This window comes from Enterococcus sp. PF1-24 (assembly GCF_029893325.1).
Lineage (GTDB): Bacteria > Bacillota > Bacilli > Lactobacillales > Enterococcaceae > HY326.
On record NZ_JARXWL010000009.1, the window covers coordinates 1 to 21,253 of the forward strand.

General features: G+C 35.7%; 22 protein-coding genes and 1 other annotated feature. Of the genes, 20 read left to right on the top strand and 2 right to left on the bottom strand.

Going from position 1 to position 21,253, the window contains the following annotated elements:
* The first annotated feature begins 183 nt into the window (after positions 1 to 183).
* The 13 genes from M2139_RS05550 to M2139_RS05610 all read left to right on the top strand — a co-directional run bounded on the left by M2139_RS05550 (position 184) and on the right by M2139_RS05610 (position 12,614).
* The gene (locus M2139_RS05550; RefSeq protein ID WP_280737828.1) at positions 184 to 2,364 is read left to right on the top strand and encodes a Tex family protein; all 2,181 of its coding nucleotides are present in this window, start codon (positions 184 to 186) and stop codon (positions 2,362 to 2,364) included.
* A 2-nt stretch (positions 2,365 to 2,366) separates the two neighbouring features.
* A complete protein-coding gene (locus M2139_RS05555) occupies positions 2,367 to 2,831 on the top strand; it encodes a SprT family protein (protein WP_280737927.1) in 465 nt (154 codons plus the stop codon).
* Complete coding sequence (locus M2139_RS05560; RefSeq protein WP_280737829.1) at positions 2,815 to 3,552, top strand: YdcF family protein; 738 nt, start codon at positions 2,815 to 2,817, stop codon at positions 3,550 to 3,552. Before M2139_RS05555 ends, M2139_RS05560 begins: the two co-directional genes overlap by 17 nt.
* A 62-nt stretch (positions 3,553 to 3,614) precedes the next feature.
* Positions 3,615 to 3,877, top strand: a binding site (T-box leader).
* Between the two features lie 131 nt (positions 3,878 to 4,008).
* Positions 4,009 to 4,854, top strand: a complete 846-nt coding sequence (locus tag M2139_RS05565) for a MetQ/NlpA family ABC transporter substrate-binding protein (RefSeq protein WP_280737830.1) — start codon at positions 4,009 to 4,011, stop codon at positions 4,852 to 4,854.
* Between the two features lie 21 nt (positions 4,855 to 4,875).
* Complete coding sequence (locus M2139_RS05570; protein WP_280737831.1) at positions 4,876 to 5,895, top strand: ATP-binding cassette domain-containing protein; 1,020 nt, start codon at positions 4,876 to 4,878, stop codon at positions 5,893 to 5,895.
* A complete protein-coding gene (locus M2139_RS05575) occupies positions 5,895 to 6,554 on the top strand; it encodes a methionine ABC transporter permease (RefSeq protein WP_280737832.1) in 660 nt (219 codons plus the stop codon). The genes M2139_RS05570 and M2139_RS05575 overlap by 1 nt, the downstream gene beginning before the upstream one ends.
* 151 nt (positions 6,555 to 6,705) lie before the next feature.
* Positions 6,706 to 7,389, top strand: coding sequence for a DUF1538 domain-containing protein (locus tag M2139_RS05580; RefSeq protein WP_280737833.1), 684 nt, complete (start codon positions 6,706 to 6,708; stop codon positions 7,387 to 7,389).
* Complete coding sequence (locus tag M2139_RS05585) at positions 7,386 to 8,156, top strand: DUF1538 domain-containing protein (RefSeq protein ID WP_280737834.1); 771 nt, start codon at positions 7,386 to 7,388, stop codon at positions 8,154 to 8,156. Before M2139_RS05580 ends, M2139_RS05585 begins: the two co-directional genes overlap by 4 nt.
* The gene (locus M2139_RS05590; RefSeq protein ID WP_280737835.1) at positions 8,153 to 8,530 is read left to right on the top strand and encodes a P-II family nitrogen regulator; all 378 of its coding nucleotides are present in this window, start codon (positions 8,153 to 8,155) and stop codon (positions 8,528 to 8,530) included. The genes M2139_RS05585 and M2139_RS05590 overlap by 4 nt, the downstream gene beginning before the upstream one ends.
* A gap of 180 nt (positions 8,531 to 8,710) precedes the next feature.
* On the top strand, positions 8,711 to 10,165 hold the full coding sequence (locus M2139_RS05595) for a sodium:alanine symporter family protein (protein ID WP_280737836.1): 1,455 nt from the start codon (positions 8,711 to 8,713) through the stop codon (positions 10,163 to 10,165).
* Positions 10,166 to 10,338: 173 nt separating this feature from the next.
* Positions 10,339 to 11,154: a Cof-type HAD-IIB family hydrolase gene (locus M2139_RS05600; protein WP_280737837.1), complete on the top strand. Its 816-nt coding sequence runs from the start codon at positions 10,339 to 10,341 to the stop codon at positions 11,152 to 11,154.
* 19 nt (positions 11,155 to 11,173) lie between these two features.
* Positions 11,174 to 11,671 carry a GNAT family N-acetyltransferase gene (locus tag M2139_RS05605; RefSeq protein WP_280737838.1) on the top strand — a complete coding sequence of 166 codons (498 nt, stop codon included), beginning with the start codon at positions 11,174 to 11,176 and terminating at the stop codon, positions 11,669 to 11,671.
* A gap of 13 nt (positions 11,672 to 11,684) precedes the next feature.
* Positions 11,685 to 12,614 carry a TraB/GumN family protein gene (locus M2139_RS05610; protein ID WP_280737839.1) on the top strand — a complete coding sequence of 310 codons (930 nt, stop codon included), beginning with the start codon at positions 11,685 to 11,687 and terminating at the stop codon, positions 12,612 to 12,614.
* Between the two features lie 99 nt (positions 12,615 to 12,713).
* On the opposite strand, the gene M2139_RS05615 is transcribed toward M2139_RS05610, so the two are convergent.
* The gene (locus M2139_RS05615) at positions 12,714 to 13,193 is read right to left on the bottom strand and encodes a LysM peptidoglycan-binding domain-containing protein (protein WP_280737840.1); all 480 of its coding nucleotides are present in this window, start codon (positions 13,191 to 13,193) and stop codon (positions 12,714 to 12,716) included.
* A 289-nt stretch (positions 13,194 to 13,482) separates the two neighbouring features.
* On the opposite strand from M2139_RS05615, the gene M2139_RS05620 reads away from it, so the two are divergent.
* The 7 genes from M2139_RS05620 (at position 13,483) to M2139_RS05650 (ending at position 19,453) form a co-directional block, all read left to right on the top strand.
* Positions 13,483 to 14,955: a UDP-N-acetylmuramoyl-L-alanyl-D-glutamate--2,6-diaminopimelate ligase gene (locus tag M2139_RS05620; RefSeq protein WP_280737841.1), complete on the top strand. Its 1,473-nt coding sequence runs from the start codon at positions 13,483 to 13,485 to the stop codon at positions 14,953 to 14,955.
* A 142-nt stretch (positions 14,956 to 15,097) separates the two neighbouring features.
* Positions 15,098 to 16,003 (top strand): YafY family protein, encoded by a 906-nt coding sequence (locus M2139_RS05625; protein ID WP_280737842.1) that lies wholly within the window; start codon positions 15,098 to 15,100, stop codon positions 16,001 to 16,003.
* A 44-nt stretch (positions 16,004 to 16,047) separates the two neighbouring features.
* Entirely contained in the window at positions 16,048 to 16,347 is a 300-nt protein-coding gene (locus tag M2139_RS05630; protein WP_280737843.1) for a hypothetical protein, read from the top strand.
* 23 nt (positions 16,348 to 16,370) lie between these two features.
* Positions 16,371 to 16,685 (top strand): YciI family protein, encoded by a 315-nt coding sequence (locus tag M2139_RS05635; protein WP_280737845.1) that lies wholly within the window; start codon positions 16,371 to 16,373, stop codon positions 16,683 to 16,685.
* Positions 16,686 to 16,971: 286 nt separating this feature from the next.
* On the top strand, positions 16,972 to 17,991 hold the full coding sequence (adhP, locus tag M2139_RS05640; protein WP_280737846.1) for an alcohol dehydrogenase AdhP: 1,020 nt from the start codon (positions 16,972 to 16,974) through the stop codon (positions 17,989 to 17,991).
* A 46-nt stretch (positions 17,992 to 18,037) separates the two neighbouring features.
* Positions 18,038 to 18,793, top strand: coding sequence for a helix-turn-helix domain-containing protein (locus M2139_RS05645; protein WP_280737847.1), 756 nt, complete (start codon positions 18,038 to 18,040; stop codon positions 18,791 to 18,793).
* A gap of 87 nt (positions 18,794 to 18,880) precedes the next feature.
* Entirely contained in the window at positions 18,881 to 19,453 is a 573-nt protein-coding gene (locus M2139_RS05650) for a DUF6434 domain-containing protein (RefSeq protein WP_280737848.1), read from the top strand.
* Between the two features lie 54 nt (positions 19,454 to 19,507).
* Here M2139_RS05650 and M2139_RS05655 read toward each other — a convergent pair whose 3' ends face one another.
* Positions 19,508 to 21,253 (bottom strand): ATP-binding protein, encoded by a 1,746-nt coding sequence (locus M2139_RS05655; protein ID WP_280737849.1) that lies wholly within the window; start codon positions 21,251 to 21,253, stop codon positions 19,508 to 19,510.

Sequence of the window (21,253 nt, forward strand, 5' to 3'; positions counted from 1 at the left end):
AAGAGGCAAAGGCACTATGGCTTGAACATGAAATGTGAAAAGCCAGCGTCTTTAGGCGCTGGCCGGTTTTAGGGGCTTATAGCCCCAGAGCAAACAACCCTTTTGAAGGGTGGTGATGATTTTTATAAAAGTGTGCTAAACTTGTTAAGATTACAATGAAAATATAGATATAAGGGGAAAAACATGTCAGATTCAATTAACCAAGAGATTTTAAAATTAGTTGTTTTAGAATTAAAAGATTTTAAAACGACTCAAATAAAAGCCGTATTAAATTTATTAGCCGAAGGAAATACTGTGCCATTTATCGCTCGTTATCGTAAAGAGATGACAGGCAGCTTAGATGAAGTACAAATTCGCTTGATTGAAGAGCGCTTCAATTATTTAACCAATTTAGAAAAACGCAAAGAAGAAGTTGTTCGTTTAATTGAAGAACAAGGGAAGTTAACCCCTGAATTACAGGCAGAAATTTTACAAGCCACTAAAATGCAGCAAGTGGAAGATTTATACCGTCCTTTTAAACAAAAAAGACGGACAAAAGCGACGATTGCCAAAGAAAAAGGGCTAGAACCTTTTGCTGATTGGTTAATGAGTCAACCGAAAACGGCGGAAATTACTGAAAAAGCGCAAGCCTTTTTAAATGAAGAAAAAGAAGTTTTGACAGTGGAAGATGTTTTAGCCGGCGCTCATGAAATTTTAGCTGAACAAATCGGGGATAATGCGAAGTTCCGGACATGGATTCGTTCTTTTACTTATAATAAAGGCGATTATGTTAGCCAAGTAAAAGCTGAAGAAAAAGATGAAAAAGGTGTTTATGAAATGTACTATGCTTTTTCAGAACCAATTCATAAAATGGTTTCTCACCGTATTTTAGCAACCAATCGTGGGGAAAAAGAAGAGATATTAAAAGTTAGTTTAGCTACAGATGAAGAGCGGATTATGGAATATTTTAACCGCCAATTAGTTAAAGAAAGCCAATCGCCAACTGTGCCATATATTGAAGCGGCGTATCAAGATAGTTATAAACGTTTTATTGGTCCAGCGATTGAAAGAGAAATCCGCAATGAATTAACAGAAAAAGCTGATGAACAAGCGATAGTGATTTTTGGTGAGAATTTACGGAATTTATTATTACAACCACAATTAAAAGGCAAAGTCGTTTTAGGTTTTGACCCTGCTTATCGGACAGGTTGTAAGTTAGCGATTGTTGATGCTACGGGGAAAGTTTTAGCGATTCAAATGATTTACCCCCATAAACCAGCCGCTGAAGCTAAAAGAGCAGCTGCTGCGCCAGCATTTAGAAAACTGATTGAAGACTATCAAGTGGATGTAGTAGCGATTGGGAATGGTACTGCCAGCCGTGAATCAGAACAATTTGTGGCTGAACAATTAAAAAACGTGAAAAGAGAAGTTTTTTACGTAATTGTTAATGAAGCCGGAGCTTCGGTTTATTCCGCTAGCGATGCAGCGCGAGCTGAGTTTCCTGATTTACAAGTAGAAGAGCGTAGCGCGGTTAGTATCGCTCGTCGCTTGCAAGACCCGTTAGCTGAGTTAGTTAAAATTGACCCGAAAGCTGTTGGCGTGGGACAATATCAACATGATGTTTCACAAAAACGTTTAGCGGAACAATTGGATTTTGTCGTGGAAACGGCAGTTAACCAAGTAGGTGTGGATTTAAACACCGCCAGCGCCCAATTATTACAATATGTTTCTGGTTTAAATAAAACAACTGCCCAAAATATTTTTAAATATCGGGAAGAAAACGGCGAATTTACAGCACGTCCACAATTGAAAAAAGTGCCCCGCTTAGGGCCAAAAGCCTATGAACAAGCGATTGGTTTCTTACGGATTCCTAACGGTAAAAATATTTTAGATAACACAGGTATCCATCCAGAAAGTTATGAAAATGCCCAAGCCTTAATCGCTTTAGTCGGAGTAACTTTAGCTGATTTAGGCACCACTGAAGCTAGCCAAAAATTGAAATCTTTTGATAATCAACAAACCGCAGAAACTTTGGCAGTCGGCGTAGAAACGCTACATGATATGGTTGCCAGCTTAATTCAACCAGGTCGGGATATTCGTGAAGAAGCACCAGCGCCACTTTTAAGAAAAGATGTGCTTTCCATGGAAGATTTACGTCCTGGTATGGAAATGAAAGGCACGGTTCGTAATGTAATTGATTTCGGTGCTTTTGTAGATATCGGCGTCAAGCAAGATGGTTTAGTTCACATTTCTAAATTAAGCAATCGTTTCGTAAAACATCCAACTGATGTAGTTGCGGTAGGTGATGTGGTGACGGTTTGGGTGGAACAAGTTGATGTCAATAAAGGCCGCATTAGCTTAACCATGAAGGCACCGCAAGAATAATGATGACTAATCAAGAACTTGAAGTCTTGGTGAAAGAAATCTCTTTAGATTTCTTTCACCGGCCTTTTTTGCATGAAACTTATTTTAATGCCCGCTTAAAAACAACTGGTGGCCGGTATCATTTAAATGACCATCATCTTGATTTCAATCCGCTAGTTTTAGAGAAACTTGGGGAAGAAGCTTTAATCGGTGTTATTAAACATGAGCTGTGTCACTATCATTTGCACTTAACTGGCAGAGGCTATAAACATCGGGATGCTGATTTCAAAAATTTATTGAAGCAAACTGGTGGCAGTCGTTATGTTAAGAATTTACAAGAGGCTGAAAATTATTGGTGTTATCGCTGTGAAAAATGTCAAAAGAAAATTTATCGTAAACGCAGAATCAATCTAAAAAAATATGTTTGCGGTGCCTGTCGTGGCAAGCTTGTTTTAGAGGGAAAGGTAGTGTATGCAAATGATTGCTGAGTGGAATCAGTTATTAAACTTTTTAGCGGCTAAAGAAGAATTAACTTTACCAAAATATGACTTAGCTATTTTAGCTGGCAATAGTTTACCTTATTTAACGCAAGCTTGTGCTGATTTATATCATCAAGGCGTAGTGAACAAAATTTTACTAACCGGTGGCATTGGTCACGCAACTTCAAAATTAAAAAGTAATTTTCAAAAATTAGGCTTTGATTTTCAAGAAAATATGAGTGAAGCAGAAGTTAATGCGTGTTATTTAATGGAAGCTGCTGAAATTCCTGAAGAAGCACTTTTACTGGAAAAAACTTCCACTAATTCTGGCGAGAATGCCTTGTTTTCTTTAGAGATTTTACAAGCTGAAAAATTTATTCCACAGCAAGTGCTACTATTACAAGACCCCCTTTTACAACGACGCTTACAAGCTACTTTTGCCAAAGATTGGCAAAATCAGCCAACTAATTTTACCAATTGTGTACCAGTGATTCCAAAATTAAAAGCTGTGTCGGAGCAATTTATTTTTGAAAACCAAATTTTTAATGATGCTTGGGATAGTGACTATTTCATAAATTTATCATTAGGGGAAATTCCTCGTTTGCAAAATGATGCAAACGGCTACGGACCTAATGGCAAAGACTATATTGTTGCGGTAGAAATCCCTGAAATTGTTTTAACGGCATTTGAAAATTTGCAAAAAGAATATCAGTTTCAAATCAAAAGATAAAAAAATTTTGATTAAAAATGTTGACAAGTTGTTTTGCATTCGATATGATATCGTCAATAACAAAAAATGCTTTGAAAAGAAAAGTACAAGTTGTGGCATTTCAAAGAGAGCCTCTGTTGGTGAGATGAGGTAAAGAAAGCAATTTGGAAAATGGTCTTTGAGCGAGTGTTTGTGAGTATAATTTTTTATATAAGCAAACAACGGGAACGCCCGTTATAGCGTCACAGTATCGATTTAACAATCAAGTCCGTACTGGTAGAGGTCTATTTCGTGAGAAGTAGGCAAATTGAAGGTGGTAACACGAAGCTTAGCTCTCGTCCTTTTTAAGGATGAGGGTTTTTTGTCGTTTCTTTAAAAATTAATTTGGCTAAATGCGCGCACCAAGTTAAGTTTTAAAGAAAATCGTCAATCTGGCTACCATCACAAATTTTCAGAAAAATTAGGGGGAATCATTCAATGAAATCATGGAAGAAAATCAAAATTTTAATATTAACTTTAGGGACAATCGCTTTGTTAACCGCTTGTGGTAGTAAAGAAAAGGCCACTGACAGCACCAGCGGAGAATTAGAAACGAAAGTAATTGGTGTCGCTGCTGGTCCTTACGGAGATATGGTGACTGAAATTATTTCACCTTTATTAGCAGATGAAGGCTATCAACTAACAACCAAAGTTTTTAACGATTATGTACAACCTAATAAAGCTTTAGCAAATCATCAAATTGATGGCAATGTTTTTCAACATGGCACTTATTTAGAGCAGTTTGCCAGTGATAATCTGTTGGAGTTAACAGCTTTAGATCAAGTGCCAACTTTAGGCATGGGGCTTTATTCTAAGAAAATTAGTGACTTAGCAGAAATTGAAGAGGGTGCTCAAATTGCGATTCCTAATGATGCAGTTAATTTAGCCCGAGCTTTACAGCTACTAGCCGCTAATGATTTAGTCGAATTGAAACCAGAAATCAACGTCGCTAAAGCAACTACCGATGATATTGTCGCTAATCCTAAAAATTTAGAGTTTAAAACTTTAGAGGCGGCGCAATTAGTTAGAGCACAAGATACAGTTGTGGTTGCAGTGATTCCAGGAAATTATTCTTGGGCAGCTGAGTTAGATCCCGCTGATGCGCTAGCTTTGGAAGATTTAGCAGAAGCTTACAAAAATGTTTTTGTCGTAGCTACCGAGAAAAAAGATGAGGACTTTGCTACAGCTGTTGCAAAAGTTCTGGCGAGCCAAGAATTTCAGTCAGCGATTGCTGAATCAGAATTTAAAGATTTCAGTCAGCCAAGTGATTGGGCTAACAAATAATGGAAAAGGGAGCGTAAACCAGTGAGTCATATTGAAGTAAAAGGACTTTCCGTCGTCTTTCAAAATAAAATTACCGCTGTTGACAATGTTTCTTTTCAAGTGGAAGCCGGCGAGATTTATGGCATTGTTGGTTTAAGCGGTGCCGGTAAAAGTACTTTAATTCGCACTTTGAATTTATTACAACGACCAACAACTGGTGAAATCTGGATTGATGGTCAAGAAATTTCCCATTTAAAAGGTCAAGAGCTACGTCAAGTTCGTCAAAAAATTGGCATGATTTTTCAACATTTCAATTTAATTGAAAATCGCACAATTGCTGAGAATATTGAATTTTCACTAAAAGCTGGCGACTATCCTAAAGAAAAAAGAGCAGATCGAGTAGCTGAATTATTATCATTAGTTGATTTACTTGATAAAAAAGATGTTTACCCCAATCAACTTTCTGGTGGACAAAAACAGCGAGTCGGTATCGCACGGGCTTTAGCTAACAATCCCGAAGTTTTATTGTGCGACGAAGCGACCAGCGCTTTAGACGTAGAAACCACCGAAGAAATATTGAAAATTTTAGAAAAAATCAATCGAGAATTAGGCTTAACGATTATTTTTATTACTCATGAATTAGATGTGGCTAAACGCTTATTTAAACGAGTAGCCGTAATGGAACAAGGAAAAATTATCGAAGAAGCGACTACCTTTGAAATTTTTGCGCAACCACAAGCTGCCACCACACAAAAATTAGTAGGCCGTTTCTTTGATCTAACGATTCCGCAGGCTTTACAAAGCGCTTTAACAGGAGGCGTTTTATTGGAGCTGCGTTATCAAGGTGCTCACACGTTAGATCCTTTGATTTCGCAAGTTTCGAAAGATTTCAATGTGCTAATTGGTATCATTCATGGCAAAATAGAATATATCCAAGAGGCCGTGATTGGGATTCTTTTTGTGCAAATTACTGGTGAAGCGCAGCAGATTCAGCAAGCAGTTAGCTATTTAAAAGAAAATGTCTATGCTATTCGTGATTTAAGAGATGAGGTGGAAAAATAATGACAGATACAATTGAAATTTTACAAAATTATTTACCACAAGCGTTGCTGGATACCGCTTATATGGTTGGGATAGCAACGATTATCGGCGTTGTCTGTGGCACCTTACTTGGCTTACTTTTATATTTAACTAGTCAGGAGTTGTTTGCTCCCCATCCTTATATCAATCGGATTGCAAGTTTTTTAGTCAATGCCATTCGTTCCTTGCCATTTTTAATTTTGCTAGTGGTATTGTTAGCGCCAATCACTTGGTTGATTCAAGATCCTTATACCGCAACGGGAGGTGCCATTGCTTTATCAATTGCGGCAATTCCTTTTTATGCAAGAATTGCCGAAGGAGCTTTTTCGGAAATAAAAACTGGTGTGATTGAAGCCGCTGTCGCTACGGGAGCCAAAACTTCTTTAATTATTCGCGAAGTTATTTTGCCAGAAAGTTTACCTACTTTAATTAGAGGTGTTGTTTTAACTATCATTAGTTTATTAGGTTATTCAGCGATGGTAGGCACGATTGGGGCTGGCGGCATTGGTGATTTAGCGATTCAATTTGGCTATAATCGCTATGAAACTGGTGTTTTAATTGTTGTTGTTTTAATCTTAATCGTAGTTGTACAATTGATTCAATGGTTAGGCGATTATCTAGCTAAATCCTTTACTAAATAAATAGGTTATCTATCTAATAAAAAAGCAAGCTATTACCCACATTTATTGAAATGACGGGCTAGGTTGCTTTTTTGTTTTCGATTATTTTTTTGCCATCTAACTAGCAAATACTAAAAATATAAGGTAAGCTGAGAAGTAGGAGGCGAAATATATGAAGAAAAATTTTCAAGAAGTGGTAGTTTCTATTTTGCCTATGACAGTCTTAATTGTTATTTTAACTTTTTGGTTAGCACCTTTAGCTTGGGAAGATTTATTTACTTTTCTGGTAGGGGCTGGCGTTATGATGATTGGAATGACGCTATTTTTATTTGGCGCTGATTATTCCATGATGGAAGTTGGCGATTTGGTCGGGAAATATATGATTAAACGCCGTAGCTTGCCGCTAATTATTGGTTTAGGTTTTTCGATTGGAGTGGTAATTACAATTGCAGAGCCGTCTGTACAAGTTTTAGCGCAGCAAGTGAATGATATTTCTGATGGTGAAATCACCAAGGTTTTACTAATCGCAATTGTTAGTGTAGGAACGGGGATTTTCTTAGCGTTGGCGTTATTGCGTACCGTTTTTAAGCTATCTTATTACAAGATGATGTTGATTGGTTATTTAGCTATTTTAATCGCTTCATTTTTTACCAATCCGCAATTTATGCCGATTGCGTTTGATGCTGGTGGCGTAACGACGGGACCGGTAACTGTGCCATTTATTTTAGCTTTAGCTAGCGGATTAACTAGTATGGTTCGTCAGCAAAAAAATGAAAATGATAGTTTTGGTATGGTGGGAGTAGCTTCTTTAGGGCCCGTTTTAGCAGTAATGCTTTTGGGGGTGATTTTTAGATGACTTTTTTCCAACAAATTTTTAGTGGCTTTACAACGGTGATTCAAGAAGTATTTTTGGCTATGGCACCGATTGTTGTGATTTTTGTTTTATTAAATATCACCAGTTTCAAATTACGCAAACGACGTTTTTGGAATATTATGCGCGGTTTTTTAATTACTTTTATCGGATTGGTGCTATTTTTGCACGGTGTCAATATCGCCTACGTGCCAGTTGGCCAACATTTAGGGTCAACGATTGCGGCGCTAGAAAATAATCAAATTTTAATTCCTTTAGGTTTTGTGATGGGCTTTTTGGTTGGTTTTGCGGAACCGGCGATTCATGTAATGGTGAAGCAAGTTGAAGAAGTCAGTGAAGGTCGAGTTCGTTCGAAAGTGCTATTGGCGGTTATTTCTGTGGGGATTGGTTTAGCAGTTGGCTTATCTATGTGGCGCTTGCTAGCTGGTTTTTCATTATATTACTTTTTGATTCCCGGTTACTTGTTGGTCTTTATCTTAGGGCGAAAAGTTGATAAAATGTTCTTGGCGATGGCTTTTGATAATGGGGGCGTAGCCACTGGGCCTATGTGTTCAACCTTTATTTTATCCATGTGTGTTTCAATTGCCAGCCAAATTGAAGGCCGCGATCCCATGACTGATGGTTTTGGCGTAGTCGCGATGATTGCTTTAACACCGATTTTATCAACGTTAGCGTTAGGCTATATTTATAAGAAGAAAGAAGAACGAGATCAAAAAAATCGTTTAGCTATAATTAAGGAGGAAGTAGAATGAAAAGTCCTGTTGCTTTAAATTTAGATTTAATTGTTACCATTGTCGATGGTGGGAATGGTCATGATGTGATTCACTTTGCAAAAGAAGTTGGTGCCACTGGGGGAACGATTCTCCATGGTCGCGGTGCTGGGATTCACGATACTGGAAAATTTTTAGGTTTAGAGATTGAACCAGAAAAAGATGTGGTGCTAGTTTTAGTACCATCTAGCTTAACAAATGTAGTTTTATCTTCGATTGGTGAAGGCATTGAAATTTCTAAGCCTGGTAACGGCATTATTTTTACGATTGATGTCAGTAAAGTTATGGGGATTAGTAAAATTCAAGATTATTGTCAAGTCGTTGATTTAGAAGATTTATTAGAAAATGATAAATAAATGGAAGATGTCTATTGTGAAAATAATAGGCATTTTTTTCTTTTTTAAACCCCTTATTCATAGTAAAATACGAATAATAATCAAAAAACTTTAGCTAAAATAAGAAGTTTTCTCCTTTTCTTGACAGAAGTATGTTAAACTGATTATTAAAAAATGAAGTGAAAATAAGGAGTGTTTCGTGTGAACGGGTTTTTAAATAGCTTAAATGGCTATATTTGGGGGCTCCCGATGATTGTTTTAATTATGGGAGTAGGCATTTTTTTAACATTAGGTTTAAAAGGTATCCAAATTAGAAAATTACCAATAGCCTTAAAATTTATGTTTTCTAGCGAAGAAGATGGCGAAGGAGATATTTCTAGTTTTGGTGCATTATGTACCGCCTTGTCAGCAACCATCGGTACCGGGAATATCGTAGGGGTTGCGACTGCAATCGTAGCTGGTGGACCAGGAGCGTTATTTTGGATGGAACTGGCTGCTTTGTTAGGCATGGCGACAAAATATGCAGAAGGATTATTAGCGGTTAAATTTCGGACGGTCGATGATGATGGCAAAATTTTAGGTGGACCTTTTTATTATATTGAACGCGGGATGGGTTTGAAATGGAAGTGGTTAGCCAAATTATTTGCTTTCTTCGGTTTAGGCGCTGGTTTATTAGGTATTGGGACCTTTACACAAATTAACGGGATTACCAGTGCAGCACAAACTTTTTTTGACCCTAATAAACAAAACACTGTGCATTTGTTTGGTAATGATTATTCAATTGCGGTGATTATTGTCGGTTTAATAGTTACTATCGCAGTTGCAGCTGTTTTATTAGGCGGCGTTCAAAGAATTTCACAAGTAGCTGAAATTATTGTACCAGCGATGATTGTTCTTTATGTAAGTTTATGTCTATTTATGATTGTTTTAAATCTTGATAAAATCCCTGGCGCTTTTCGTGAAATTTTTGCAGGTGCCTTTGGTTTACGAGCTGTTTCTGGTGGAGCTTTAGGCGCCATGATGGTTGCCATGCAAAAAGGGATTGCCCGCGGAATTTTTTCTAATGAATCTGGTTTAGGTAGTGCGCCGATTGCGGCAGCAGCTGCTAAAACCAAAGAGCCAGCGCGACAAGGGTTAGTTTCAATGACGGGAACTTTTATTGATACGATTGTTGTTTGTACTATGACTGGTTTAGCGATTATTATAACTGGGGCTTGGGATGTTGGATTAGAGGGGGCTGCCGTAACCATTTATGCTTTTTCAGCAGCTTTACCATTTTCTGAAACAATTTGTTCATTTTTATTAATGATTTGTCTATCTTTCTTTGCTTTTACAACGATTATGGGGTGGAATTACTACGCTGAACGTTGCTTAAGTTATTTAACTAATGGTAGTGTGCGAGGCAATAAAATTTTCCGCTTTTTATATATTGCGGCAGTTTTCATTGGCCCTTATATGACTGTTGCGGCAGTTTGGACTTTAGCAGATATTTTTAACGGCTTAATGGCTTTCCCTAATTTAATTGCCTTAATTGCTTTGAGTCCAGTTGTCTTTAAGGAAACTAAAGAGTATCTGGCTCGTTTAACAAAAGAAAAAGAAACCAATAAAAATTCAGCAAACGAAGTAGCACCGATTGTTGAAGAAAGTGAATTTTAAGCAGTTTATTAATGCTAGCCAGATTCTTTTACTCATTTCAGTAAAAGAATCTGGCTAGCTTTTTTTGTTTCTTTCTATACTATAATAGTAGAAATTTTTAAAAGAAATTGTTTTTCTAAAAGGACAAGGGTAAACTAAAGGTAACTAGATAACTTTAATAGGGGGATTTAAGGATGATTAAATTAATCGCAACGGATATGGATGGTACATTTTTAAAATCTGATATGACTTATGACCGAGAGAAATTTAATGAGTTATACGAGAAAATGAAAGCGGATGACGTATTATTTGTTGTAGCCAGTGGCAATCAATATTATCAATTACGGGGCTTTTTCCCACAACATCAAGAAATGACTTTTGCGGCTGAAAATGGTGCTTTTGTTAAATATCAGGCAGAAGAATTATTTGCAGCAGACATTGATTCTCAACTGATTAAAAGTGTTTTAGAGAAATTAAAAGAAATACCTACTATAGAAAAAATTATTTGCGGGAAAAAAACCGCCTATACAGATACGACTTCTGATGAGTTATACAACTACGCCAATCAATATTTTGTCAGATTGGAAAGAGTCGTTGATTTTGAAGAATTACCACAAGATACTTATTTGAAAGTATCGCTATCAGCCCCTAAAGATGAAGAGCGAGTTCCAGAAATCGTTGCAATGTTAAACGAAAAACTTAATGGCCAATTAATTGCCGTGCAGTGTGGCGGTGCCGATATTGACTTAATTATGCCTGGTATCAATAAAGCAAATGGTTTGGCGATTATTGGTGAAAAATTTGGGATTGCACCTGATGAAATGATTGCTTTTGGTGATTCTGGCAACGATAAAGAAATGTTGCAATATGTAGGTCATGGCTTTGCGATGGCAAATGCCCAATCGGATATTAAAGAAATTGCCAACCAAGTGATTGGTTATAATAATGATTCTGCTGTTCTACAAGTGATTGCTGATTTTGCAGAAAATCAATGGCAATATCCTTATTGAGTTAAGGTAGGGAAAACAGATGAAATTTGAAAAAGTTTTAGTAGAAGAAGCACTAGCTTTTTATCAATTAAAGGCCCAATTAGATTTAGAAACGACCTATATGTTGTTTTCTCCACATGAACGGCAATTTGATTTAGAGCAGTTGACAGCAGAAATTGAAAATATTCAAGCAAATGGTTTATTGTTAGCAGCTAAAACCGAGGATGGTCGCTTAGTTGGTTATATTCAGGCAGAAGTTTTACCTTTAGCAAAAGTGAAACATACTGCTGAAATCGTTGTGGGGATTTTGGCAGATTTTCGTGGACAAGGAATTGGCTACCAATTATTTGGAAATCTGGAAATTTGGGCAAAAGAACAAGGGATTCATCGTTTAGCTTTAACCGTTATGACTATTAATAAAGCAGCTTTCAATCTATATAAAAAAGTTGGTTTTGAGGTTGAAGGCATTAAGCGGCAAGGAATTTTGCTGGGTGAGGAATTTATTGATGAATACTATATGGCGAAAATTTTAACTTAAAGGTGGAAATAAAATGAAAAAATGGCAAAAGTTATTAATGTTGGCAAGCCTAACTTTAGGTTTTACTGCTTGTAATCAAACGACACAAACCAGTAGCAGTGAATCAACAACGGCTTCTACTGAAGAATTTCTTATTGAAGAGGTTCAGTGGCCACTTTATACAATTACTGATGAGGCGGGCAATCACAGCTATCTCTTAGGTTCCATTCATGTTGGTGAAGAGGAAATGTATCCTTTTCCAACAGAAATAACGGAAGCTGTTACGACTTCCGATGTGGTTATTTCAGAAATAAATTTTGAATCAATGAACACGCCAACAGCGGCGGCTTTATCACAACGGGCTATTGTCAAAGAACCGCATGTTTTAACTGATTTAAGTAAAAAAGATAAAGAACGTTTGGCAGAAAAGTTAGATTCTTATAATTTAAGTTTGAATAATATTGAGGGGATGAACTATTTTGGCTTAACAACGATGCTGCAAAGTAAATATTCCGGTATTCAAGAAGTTAATAACGGAGTAGATATGCAAATTGCTAAGTTGGTTTCCAAAAATGGAATTGAAAATATTGGTTTTGAAACAATCGGACAGCAATATGACATCATTAATCAATATTATGATGATTATCTAACAACTGCCGATGACTGGATTGGCGAACTACCTGATCTAAAAACTGCTAAATCTGAGCTTCAAGAATTATTACAATATTACTGTGAAGGTAAAATTGCAGATAACTTTGATGAACTTTTCTTAGAAGAAGAGGAAGATAATGATATTATGTTAGCTGGTCGAAATCATGATTGGTTGCAGCAATTAAAGACTTTATTACCTGAAGAAAAACAATATTTTATTGTAGTCGGAGCCGGTCATTTGTATGGCGAAGAGGGTTTAATCGCTTTATTACAAGCCGAAAATTATCAAGTGGAACAAGTTGAATTTGAATAATAGTAAAGAAGAACTATTTTATTGAAGCGTGTTAGTCTCTATAGTTGAAATAGGCAAAAGAACGATTAAACAACAAGTTGTGTTTAATCGTTCTTTTGCCTATTTCACGCGAAGTTGTTGCCCCATAACAATTAATGAATCAGAAGACAAGCCATTAAGTTGTAATAAGGTTTCAAGGCTGATGCCATTTTTATTAGCGATGCTATACAATGTTGGATAAGCTTCGCTAACGGTATCATAAACAGCATCGCCGTCAGTACTACTATCCGTCGTTTCATTCGTATTTGTAGCACCAGGAGTTGTTGAGCTGCCATTAGTTGAACCGCCTGTATAAAGATCATCAAGTTTTTTCTCAAGGGTTTTGATTTGTTGATCTTTACTAGTGATTTGTTCTTGATGATTACTGGCACTGCGTTCAAGGTTTGCGATCTTTTCTTCATAAGAAGTTAAGGTTTGGCTGAGTTGTGCATTTGTATTTTTTAATTTGCATACTTGGACAAGGGATTCAAAGGAAGTGAAGGCCACTAATCCTAAGGCAATTACAATTACAATTAAATAGATGTATTTCGTTTTTTTCATATACTTACGCCACTTTCAATCAAATTTAATCAAATAGAAATATTACTTGCTCTATTTTGTAACAATTCTGTAAAAAAGTCAAACAAAATGATTACACCTTTCGTTTTTTTGCGATATTTTTTTACATTTCTTAAGAATATCAAGTCGCCTTATGCCAAGAAATTCATAATCAAATGAAATTAACGAAAAATTTTGAAATCCTTTCGTTAAATGGTAGTCATTTATTTCGGAGTTCGCTATAATGAGGGGTAAGTATTACCACAAATTTATAGAATTAAGGTGAGAGTAGATGAGATTAGCAGATTTATTATCACGAGTATTAGTACGCTCAGTAGAAAATATCGAAGAAGATAGTTTAGATACCATTAACATTAAAGGAGTAGCTCAAGATACCCGCAAAGTAAAGCAAGGTTTTTTATTTGTTTGTATTAAAGGTCATACCGTTGATGGTCATAATTTTGTAAAACAAGCGGTGGCTGAAGGTGCGATTGCAATTGTTGCTGATCGACCAGTTGAAATTGATGTGCCAGTCATCTATGTAAAAGATACGAATAAAGCTTTACCACAATTAGCGGATGCTTTTTATCACCATCCAAGTGAAGCATTGACTTTATATGGAGTAACCGGTACGAATGGTAAAACAACCGTTACGCATATTATTGAACATATTTTACGAGCTACCCAGCATAAAACTGGTTTAATTGGTACTTTGTATAATCGTATTGGTGAAAATACTTTCCCAACGGTTAATACCACACCAGAAGCCGTTACGTTGCAAAGCTTATTTGCAGATATGCAGGCTGAAAAAGTTACTGATTGCGTGATGGAAGTTTCTTCTCATGCTTTATATGAAGGGCGCGTTTGGGGCGTTGATTTTGATGTGGCTGTTTTTACCAACTTATCGCAAGATCATTTAGATTTCCATGGAACAATGGATAATTATTTCTTAGCGAAAAGCTTACTATTTTCTCAATTAGGAAGCTCATATGCAGGAAAAGAAAAATTTGCGATTATAAACGTAGATGATGCTTATGGCAAACAATTATTACCTTTAACTAGTGCAACAATTTTAACTTATGGTTGTGAAGGTGAAGGCGATATTCAAGCGAAAAATATCGAGTTTCAATCAGATGGCACTCATTTTGAGTTGCTTTTAGGTGATCAGACTTATGAAGTTAAAGTACCCTTATTAGGTAGATTTAATGTCTATAATATTTTAGCAGCCATTGGTGCGACTTTTGTAAAAGGAATCGCCCCTGAAGCGATTGTCGAAGCATTATCAAGTTTTACTAGTGTCCGTGGAAGAATGGAATTAGTTCCTAATAACCAAGGTTTAACGATTTTAGTCGATTACGCTCACACGCCTGATGGCTTAGAAAATGTGTTAAACAGCTTGAAAAAAATTAAGCAAAGAAAAATTATTACTGTAGTTGGTTGTGGTGGTGATCGTGATCAGTTGAAACGACCAATTATGGCAGAAGTGGCAACACGTTTAAGCAATCACGTCGTCTTTACGTCAGATAACCCCCGTACTGAAGATCCGGAAAAAATTCTTGATGATATGACGGCTGACTTAGAAGCTATTAATTACGAAGTCGTTGCTGATCGTAAAAAGGCCATTTACAAAGCTTTGGCCAAAGCGAAAGAACAAGATATTATTTTAATTGCTGGTAAAGGTCATGAAACTTATCAAATTATCGGCACGATTAAATATGATTTTGATGATGTTAAAGTCGTTAAAGAAGCTTTAGCTGGAAAATAAAGATTTTAGAGCAAATAGTTAGTTTAAAAAACTAATTATTTGCTTTTTTATTAATGACTGAGTTTTTTTGCTAAAAATATCTAATGCGACAGCTACTTGTCATATTAGATATGTTATTGTTTTGTTGAAAAGGAGGAGTAAAGTGCAAATTGAACGTTTGGTGCAAATGGTTTTCCATATAATCAAGTGTGAACATATTACAGCAAAAGAATTGGCAGATTATTTCAAGGTTTCTACAAGGACAATTTATCGGGATATAAATACCTTAACTCTTGCAGGGATACCAATAATCTCTTCAAAAGGTACTGGTGGAGGAATATCATTAGTTGAGGGTTTTACGATTGATAAGGGCTTATTTTCCAAAGAAGAACAACTGCATATATATCAAGGATTACAGATGTTGCAGGCAACTAAATATCCTAATGCAGAAATGGCGCTAAATAAAGTTGGTGCTATTTTTAGGAATATCATGGAGCCACAATGGTTGGACATTGATTTTACTTTTTGGGGTAGTGATGAAAAACAAAAGGTTAAGCTTTCTGATCTACAATATGCTATTGTCAATAAGCATACTATTTCATTCTATTACTACAACTCTGAACTACAAAAAGCCGACCGAATAGTAGAGCCCTTGCGGTTAGTATTTAAATCACACGCTTGGTATATTGTCGGATATTGCCAAGAAAAACAAGCTATAAGAATTTTTCGTTTATCTAGAATGAAAAAAATTCAAGTTATGCCTGATACCTTTGTACGTAGTTTGCCAAAAGACTATTCAGTATCTAAATGCAATGAAGCAGTTGATTTACTAAGCTTTAAGGTGAAATTTTCTCCTGAAATTGCAGTTAGATTATTTGATGAATTTAAAGAAAATGAAATTTCTGTGTGTGAAGATGGATGTTACTTGGTTACTTTTCAATATGAATTAAGTAATTGGACTTTCAATCGTCTACTGTCTTATGGAAAGTATGTTGAAATACTTGAACCAGAAATAGCTCGTTCAATGTTAAAAGAAAAAGCTTTAGAAATAGCTAAAATATATGAGTGATTTCGCTTGATAAAAAACTCAATGCTTAGAATGGAGATTTGAACATGGAAAAATGGTTGTACATTATGATAATTGAAAAAAGTAAAACTTATAATAAAATGACTAAAGCAGTGGTTGAGCGACATGTTGTAAATTTGAAAAGTTTAGATGACAATGGTCATTTGGAACTTGGTGGTGCATTTAAAGGTTATCCAGGTGTTGCAGGGATGTTTATTCTTAAAGCCAAAACTTATGAAGAAGCTGATGAGCTTTGTAAATTAGAACCACTTGTAGCAGAAGGTTTTGCAACCTATAAATTAAAAGCATTACAAGTAGCAAGCAGAGAAAATAACTATTTACTCTAATAAAAAATTAAAGGAGAATGACTATGAAATTAAAAGAAGGTAGCACACTTTATATAAGAATTGATTATAAAATTGAGGATAAACAAGAAACAGAGCAAGATGGTCAAGATTGCATGGCGTATTTACAGAGCATAGCCAAAGAGCGATATCTAATGGCTGGTTTGCTTGGAAATATGGAGACGGAGCATATTGATGGTGCGATGTTGCTTTTTGAAGCAAAAGATTTAGCAGAAGCACAAGAGATAGCCAATAATGATCCTATTATTCAGAGAGGGTTTTATAGATGCGAAGTTAAGCAGTTAAATATCATGCTTGTTTCCGATAGCAGCAAACAGTAAGGTTTAGACTTCTTTAATAGAAATAAAGAGCGAATAGGCTGTGCAGTTCATTCATTAAAATAAAATAGCAACTTAAAGGCGGTTTTGAAATCAGATTCAAACTCGCCTTTTTGCTTTTTATTTACTGCAAAAATTTCTAGTTTTTCAGCAATATATTCCTAATTGAGTAAGCGCTTTATATGCTATCTTTTTATGAGGAGCTTTCGTAAGCTGTTTGTCTAAGTCATAAATAGTTAACTATTTCACAATGTTAGAGAGCTCCTTAATTTTTAGAAGAGGTGGAAGTATGAAAGCAGCAGTTGTAGCAAAAAATAAAGTAGTTGATGTAACAGAAAAAAAATTAAGAGCCTTAAACCCAAATGAAGCATTAGTAAAGATGGAATGCTGTGGGGTTTGTCATACAGATTTACACGTTAAAGATGGCGATTTTGGTGATGCAACAGGTATCACATTGGGTCATGAAGGCGTGGGGATTGTTACAGAAATCGGAAAAGATGTGACTTCTTTAGTAATTGGTGATCGCATCAGTGTTGCTTGGTTATTTGAAAGCTGTGGGAGTTGTGACTATTGTATTAATGGTCAGGAATCACTATGTCGTTCTGTTAAAAATGCTGGTTTTACAGTTGATGGCGGTATGGCTGAAGAATGTATCGTTGTGGCTGATTATGCTGTTAAAGTTCCTGAAGGTTTAGATCCAGCGGTTGCCAGCAGTATTACTTGTGCAGGGGTAACTACTTATAAAGCTGTTAAAGTTTCTGGCATTAAACCAGGACAATGGATTGCCGTTTACGGTTTAGGTGGCTTAGGAAACTTAGCTGTTCAATATGCTAAAAATGTTTTTAATGCCAAAGTTATCGGTATTGATATTAATGATAAACAATTGGAATTTGCTAAAACTTTTGGTGTGGATGTAGTAATTAATCCTGCTAAAGAAGATGCGGCTGCAAAAATTCAAGAACTTACTGGTGGCGCTCATGCAGCAGTCGTAACAGCTGTCTCTAAAGTTGCCTTTAACTCAGCAGTTGATTGCGTTCGCGCTGGCGGAACAATTGTAGCGGTTGGTTTGCCAACTGAAAGTATGGATTTAAGTATTCCACGTTTAGTTTTAGATGGTATTAAAATTATTGGTTCTTTAGTTGGCACACGGACTGACTTAGCGGAAGCATTCCAGTTTGCAGCAGAAGGTAAGGTTGTACCAAAAGTTGTGATGCGTGACTTAGAAGAAATTAATGAAATTTTTGATGAAATGTTATCTGGAAAAATTAATGGCCGTATGGTTATAGACTTTTCACATAATCACCACTAAAATAGAGTATACGAAAAAGTGTTAGCTTATTGAGGAGGTCAAGATAATGTGTAATGTATTGATTGTCGATAGTGATAAAAAATTAATTGATCAATTAATTATGATAACTAGAGCTCAGTTTGCTAATGTCATTTTATTACCAGCTGTTAAAAGTGTTGCGGAGTTAAATAAAGAAATGAAAAAGGTGAAAGTTGATATTGCGATTGTTAGTAATGAGTTGCAGGAAAATTGTTTTGAAATTCATCAGCAACTGCTAACCACCAATCCTAATGTAAAATCAATTATTCTTTCAAAAACAAAAGATTTTGATGTTGCTCAAAAGGCTTTGCGTTATGGCTTTATTGACTATCTGACGAAACCAATAACAGAGGATTTTGTTTATGCTTTAGATCGGGCAATTCAGTCAATTAATCAAGTTTCTTTGTTAAATGTAGAAAAGAGCGGTAATAGTAATCCTTCCTTACATTTGCAGCATCAAATTCTAAGATTTATTCATGAAAATTATCATGAACAATTAACTTTATCTACTTTGGCGGAACATCTGTATTTAAGTAAACACTATACAAGCCGTTTAGTTAAAGATATTTTAGGGATGACTTTTTCTGAGTATTTACTAATTTATCGCTTAGAAGTAGCCAAAAAAGAATTATCCACAACGGATCTTAGCGTTCAGGAAATAGCCACGACAGTTGGTTTTAATGATCCTAATTATTTTAGCAAAAAGTTTAAACAAGTAACTTCATATACACCTAAGCAATATCGCAATATTTATCACGGAATTGTGACGATTGGAATTGCTTAGCAAATGAAATGAGTAGCAGTCAGGGTGGTTCCCTGACTGCTTTTTTAGTTTATGATATACTAAATGAAAAAATAGAGGAGCAGACTGATGGCAATCCTTAATAAAAATATGTCAGTTGCCGATTTTAAGACAACCTATTTTCTAAAAACAGAGTTGCAAGCTTTTTGTAAACAAGAAGCTTTGCAAGCGACTGGCAGTAAGACTGATTTAACCGAAATTATTGCCTATTACTTAGAAACTGGCAAATCACTAACGATAAAAAAAGCCAGCGTAACTAAGAAAAATTTACTAGAGCCGCTAACTTTAACTTCAATTATTGAAGAAAATTTTGTTTGTTCCGAGGTTCACCGAGAATTTTTCAAAAAAGAAATTGGTAAAAATTTTTCATTTAATGTCGTCTTTCAAAAATGGTTAAAAAACAACAGTGGCAAAACGTATCAAGAAGCAATCAGTGCTTATCAGCAAATTTTAGCAGAAAAAAAGACAGGAAAAACGAAGATAAATCAACAATTTAAATATAATACTTATATCCGTGACTTTTTTGCTGATAATAAAAATAGAACATTAAAAGAAGCCATTACTTGTTGGAATTTTAAGAAACAGCAAAAAGGGCAACATCAATATGCTAAAGCTGATTTAATTGCTTTAAAGACAAAATAAAAAGACTGAAATACAGCCGCTTTAATGAGCGCTGGCTTGTATCTCAGTCTCTTTTTATTTTCTTGGTAATTCGACAGTAAAAGTAGTTCCTTGTTGCAGCTGGCTGTTAACGGTAATTTTCCCACCTAATAGTTCAACATACTCTTTTACAATGGATAAACCTAAACCGGTTCCGCCAGAGTTACGGCTACGGGCTTTATCCACCCGATAAAAGCGTTCAAAAATTCTTTCTTGTTCGGTTTCTTCAATACCAATTCCGGTATCTTTAACGATTATTTGCACCGTTTGTGGTAGTTCTTGATAAGTAATCGTAATTGCGCCTTGATCTGATGAATAGTAAATTGCATTTTCAATTAAGTTTTTAATAATTGGTTGAAATAATTGAATTTGCGTTGTTAGCTGATAAGGAGTAGGGCCGCTAACGGTCAAGGTTAATTGTTTTTCTGTTAATGTTTTTTGATAGCTGTTAGCCACATTTTCAATGAAAGCTTTTAAGTCGATCGCGACTTCTTCATAAACCGTGCTTTGTTCATCACGAGAAAGTTGCAAGATATCTTGAATTAATTCTTGTAGGCGATAAGCTTCTTTTTGCATGATTTCAAGGAAAGCAGTTAGCGTTTCAGGATCGTCTTTACCACCATCTAATAAAGTTTCGGTAAAGCCAATTAAAGAAGTAACTGGTGTTTTTAGTTCATGAGAAACATTGCCGACAAAATCCCGCTGTTTCTTTTCCAATTGATGAATGCGAGTTAAATCATAAGCGATACCTAAAAGTTGAATATCTTCTTGGCTTTCTTGAAAATAACGCAGCGAAATATCAAGAATTTGTTCATAAGGTTCTTTCATTGTAATGACTTCTTGAAGAAAAGGATTATCTTTATCTACTTGGTGCAATAAACGAATCAATTCTAAATCTTGAATCAGTTCGGTATAAGGCACAGTGGAATCTAATTCTTGTAAGTTTAAATGTTGCAACATTTTTTTATTGGCCATTAATAAACGGCCTTGATTATCAATGATAAAAACGCCAATCATTAAATCGTTAAGTAGGGTGTAAAAGCGATTTTCAATGGAGGTGTAGGCCAAATAAGTTACATTCATTTTTTTCCCTAATTGATTAACAGTATGATATAAATCTTCCCACTGATTAGAGGCTTGTAAAATACTGCCTGAACGTTCCGGATGCTTCACTAATTTTTTCAATACCGGCAAGACCGTCTCTAAAGGGCGGTTTTTTTGACGGATAAAATAAGCCAATAAACCGACGATAACTAAAAAGGGCCAAATTAACAAGCTGAAAATTTTATGACGAAAACGGGTAATTTGTGGTTGGAAATGGGCGGTTGGTTCAGCAATTCGCACAATCCCTGTCAATTGATCCCCTTGCATAATAGGTAAGGCGACATATAAAATCTCATCTTTTTGGGTGGTGCTCTCTCTTAAAGCTTGACTGTTAGAGGCACCTGCTAAAATACTTTGAATTTCAGGGCGATTTTCGTGACTACCAGAAAGCTCTGGTTGATAAGTATCATAAAGAATCTGACCTTCATCATCTAAAAGAGTGATGCGTTCTTGTTGATTGGAAAGCCAGCTGTTTAACCAGTCGTCATCATTCGTTTCAGCCGTAAAATCTTTTTTAACTAATTGATTAGTCAGTAATTGGCCTTTTTTTAATAAATAAGTTTCTTGTTGCTGAATGACTTCGGTTTTAAAAAAGGCTGACAAACTATACCAGCTAGTAAAGAAGAGAATCGAAACTAAACATAAAGCTAAAAGCGGTTCTGTGTTTTTTTTAGTCAT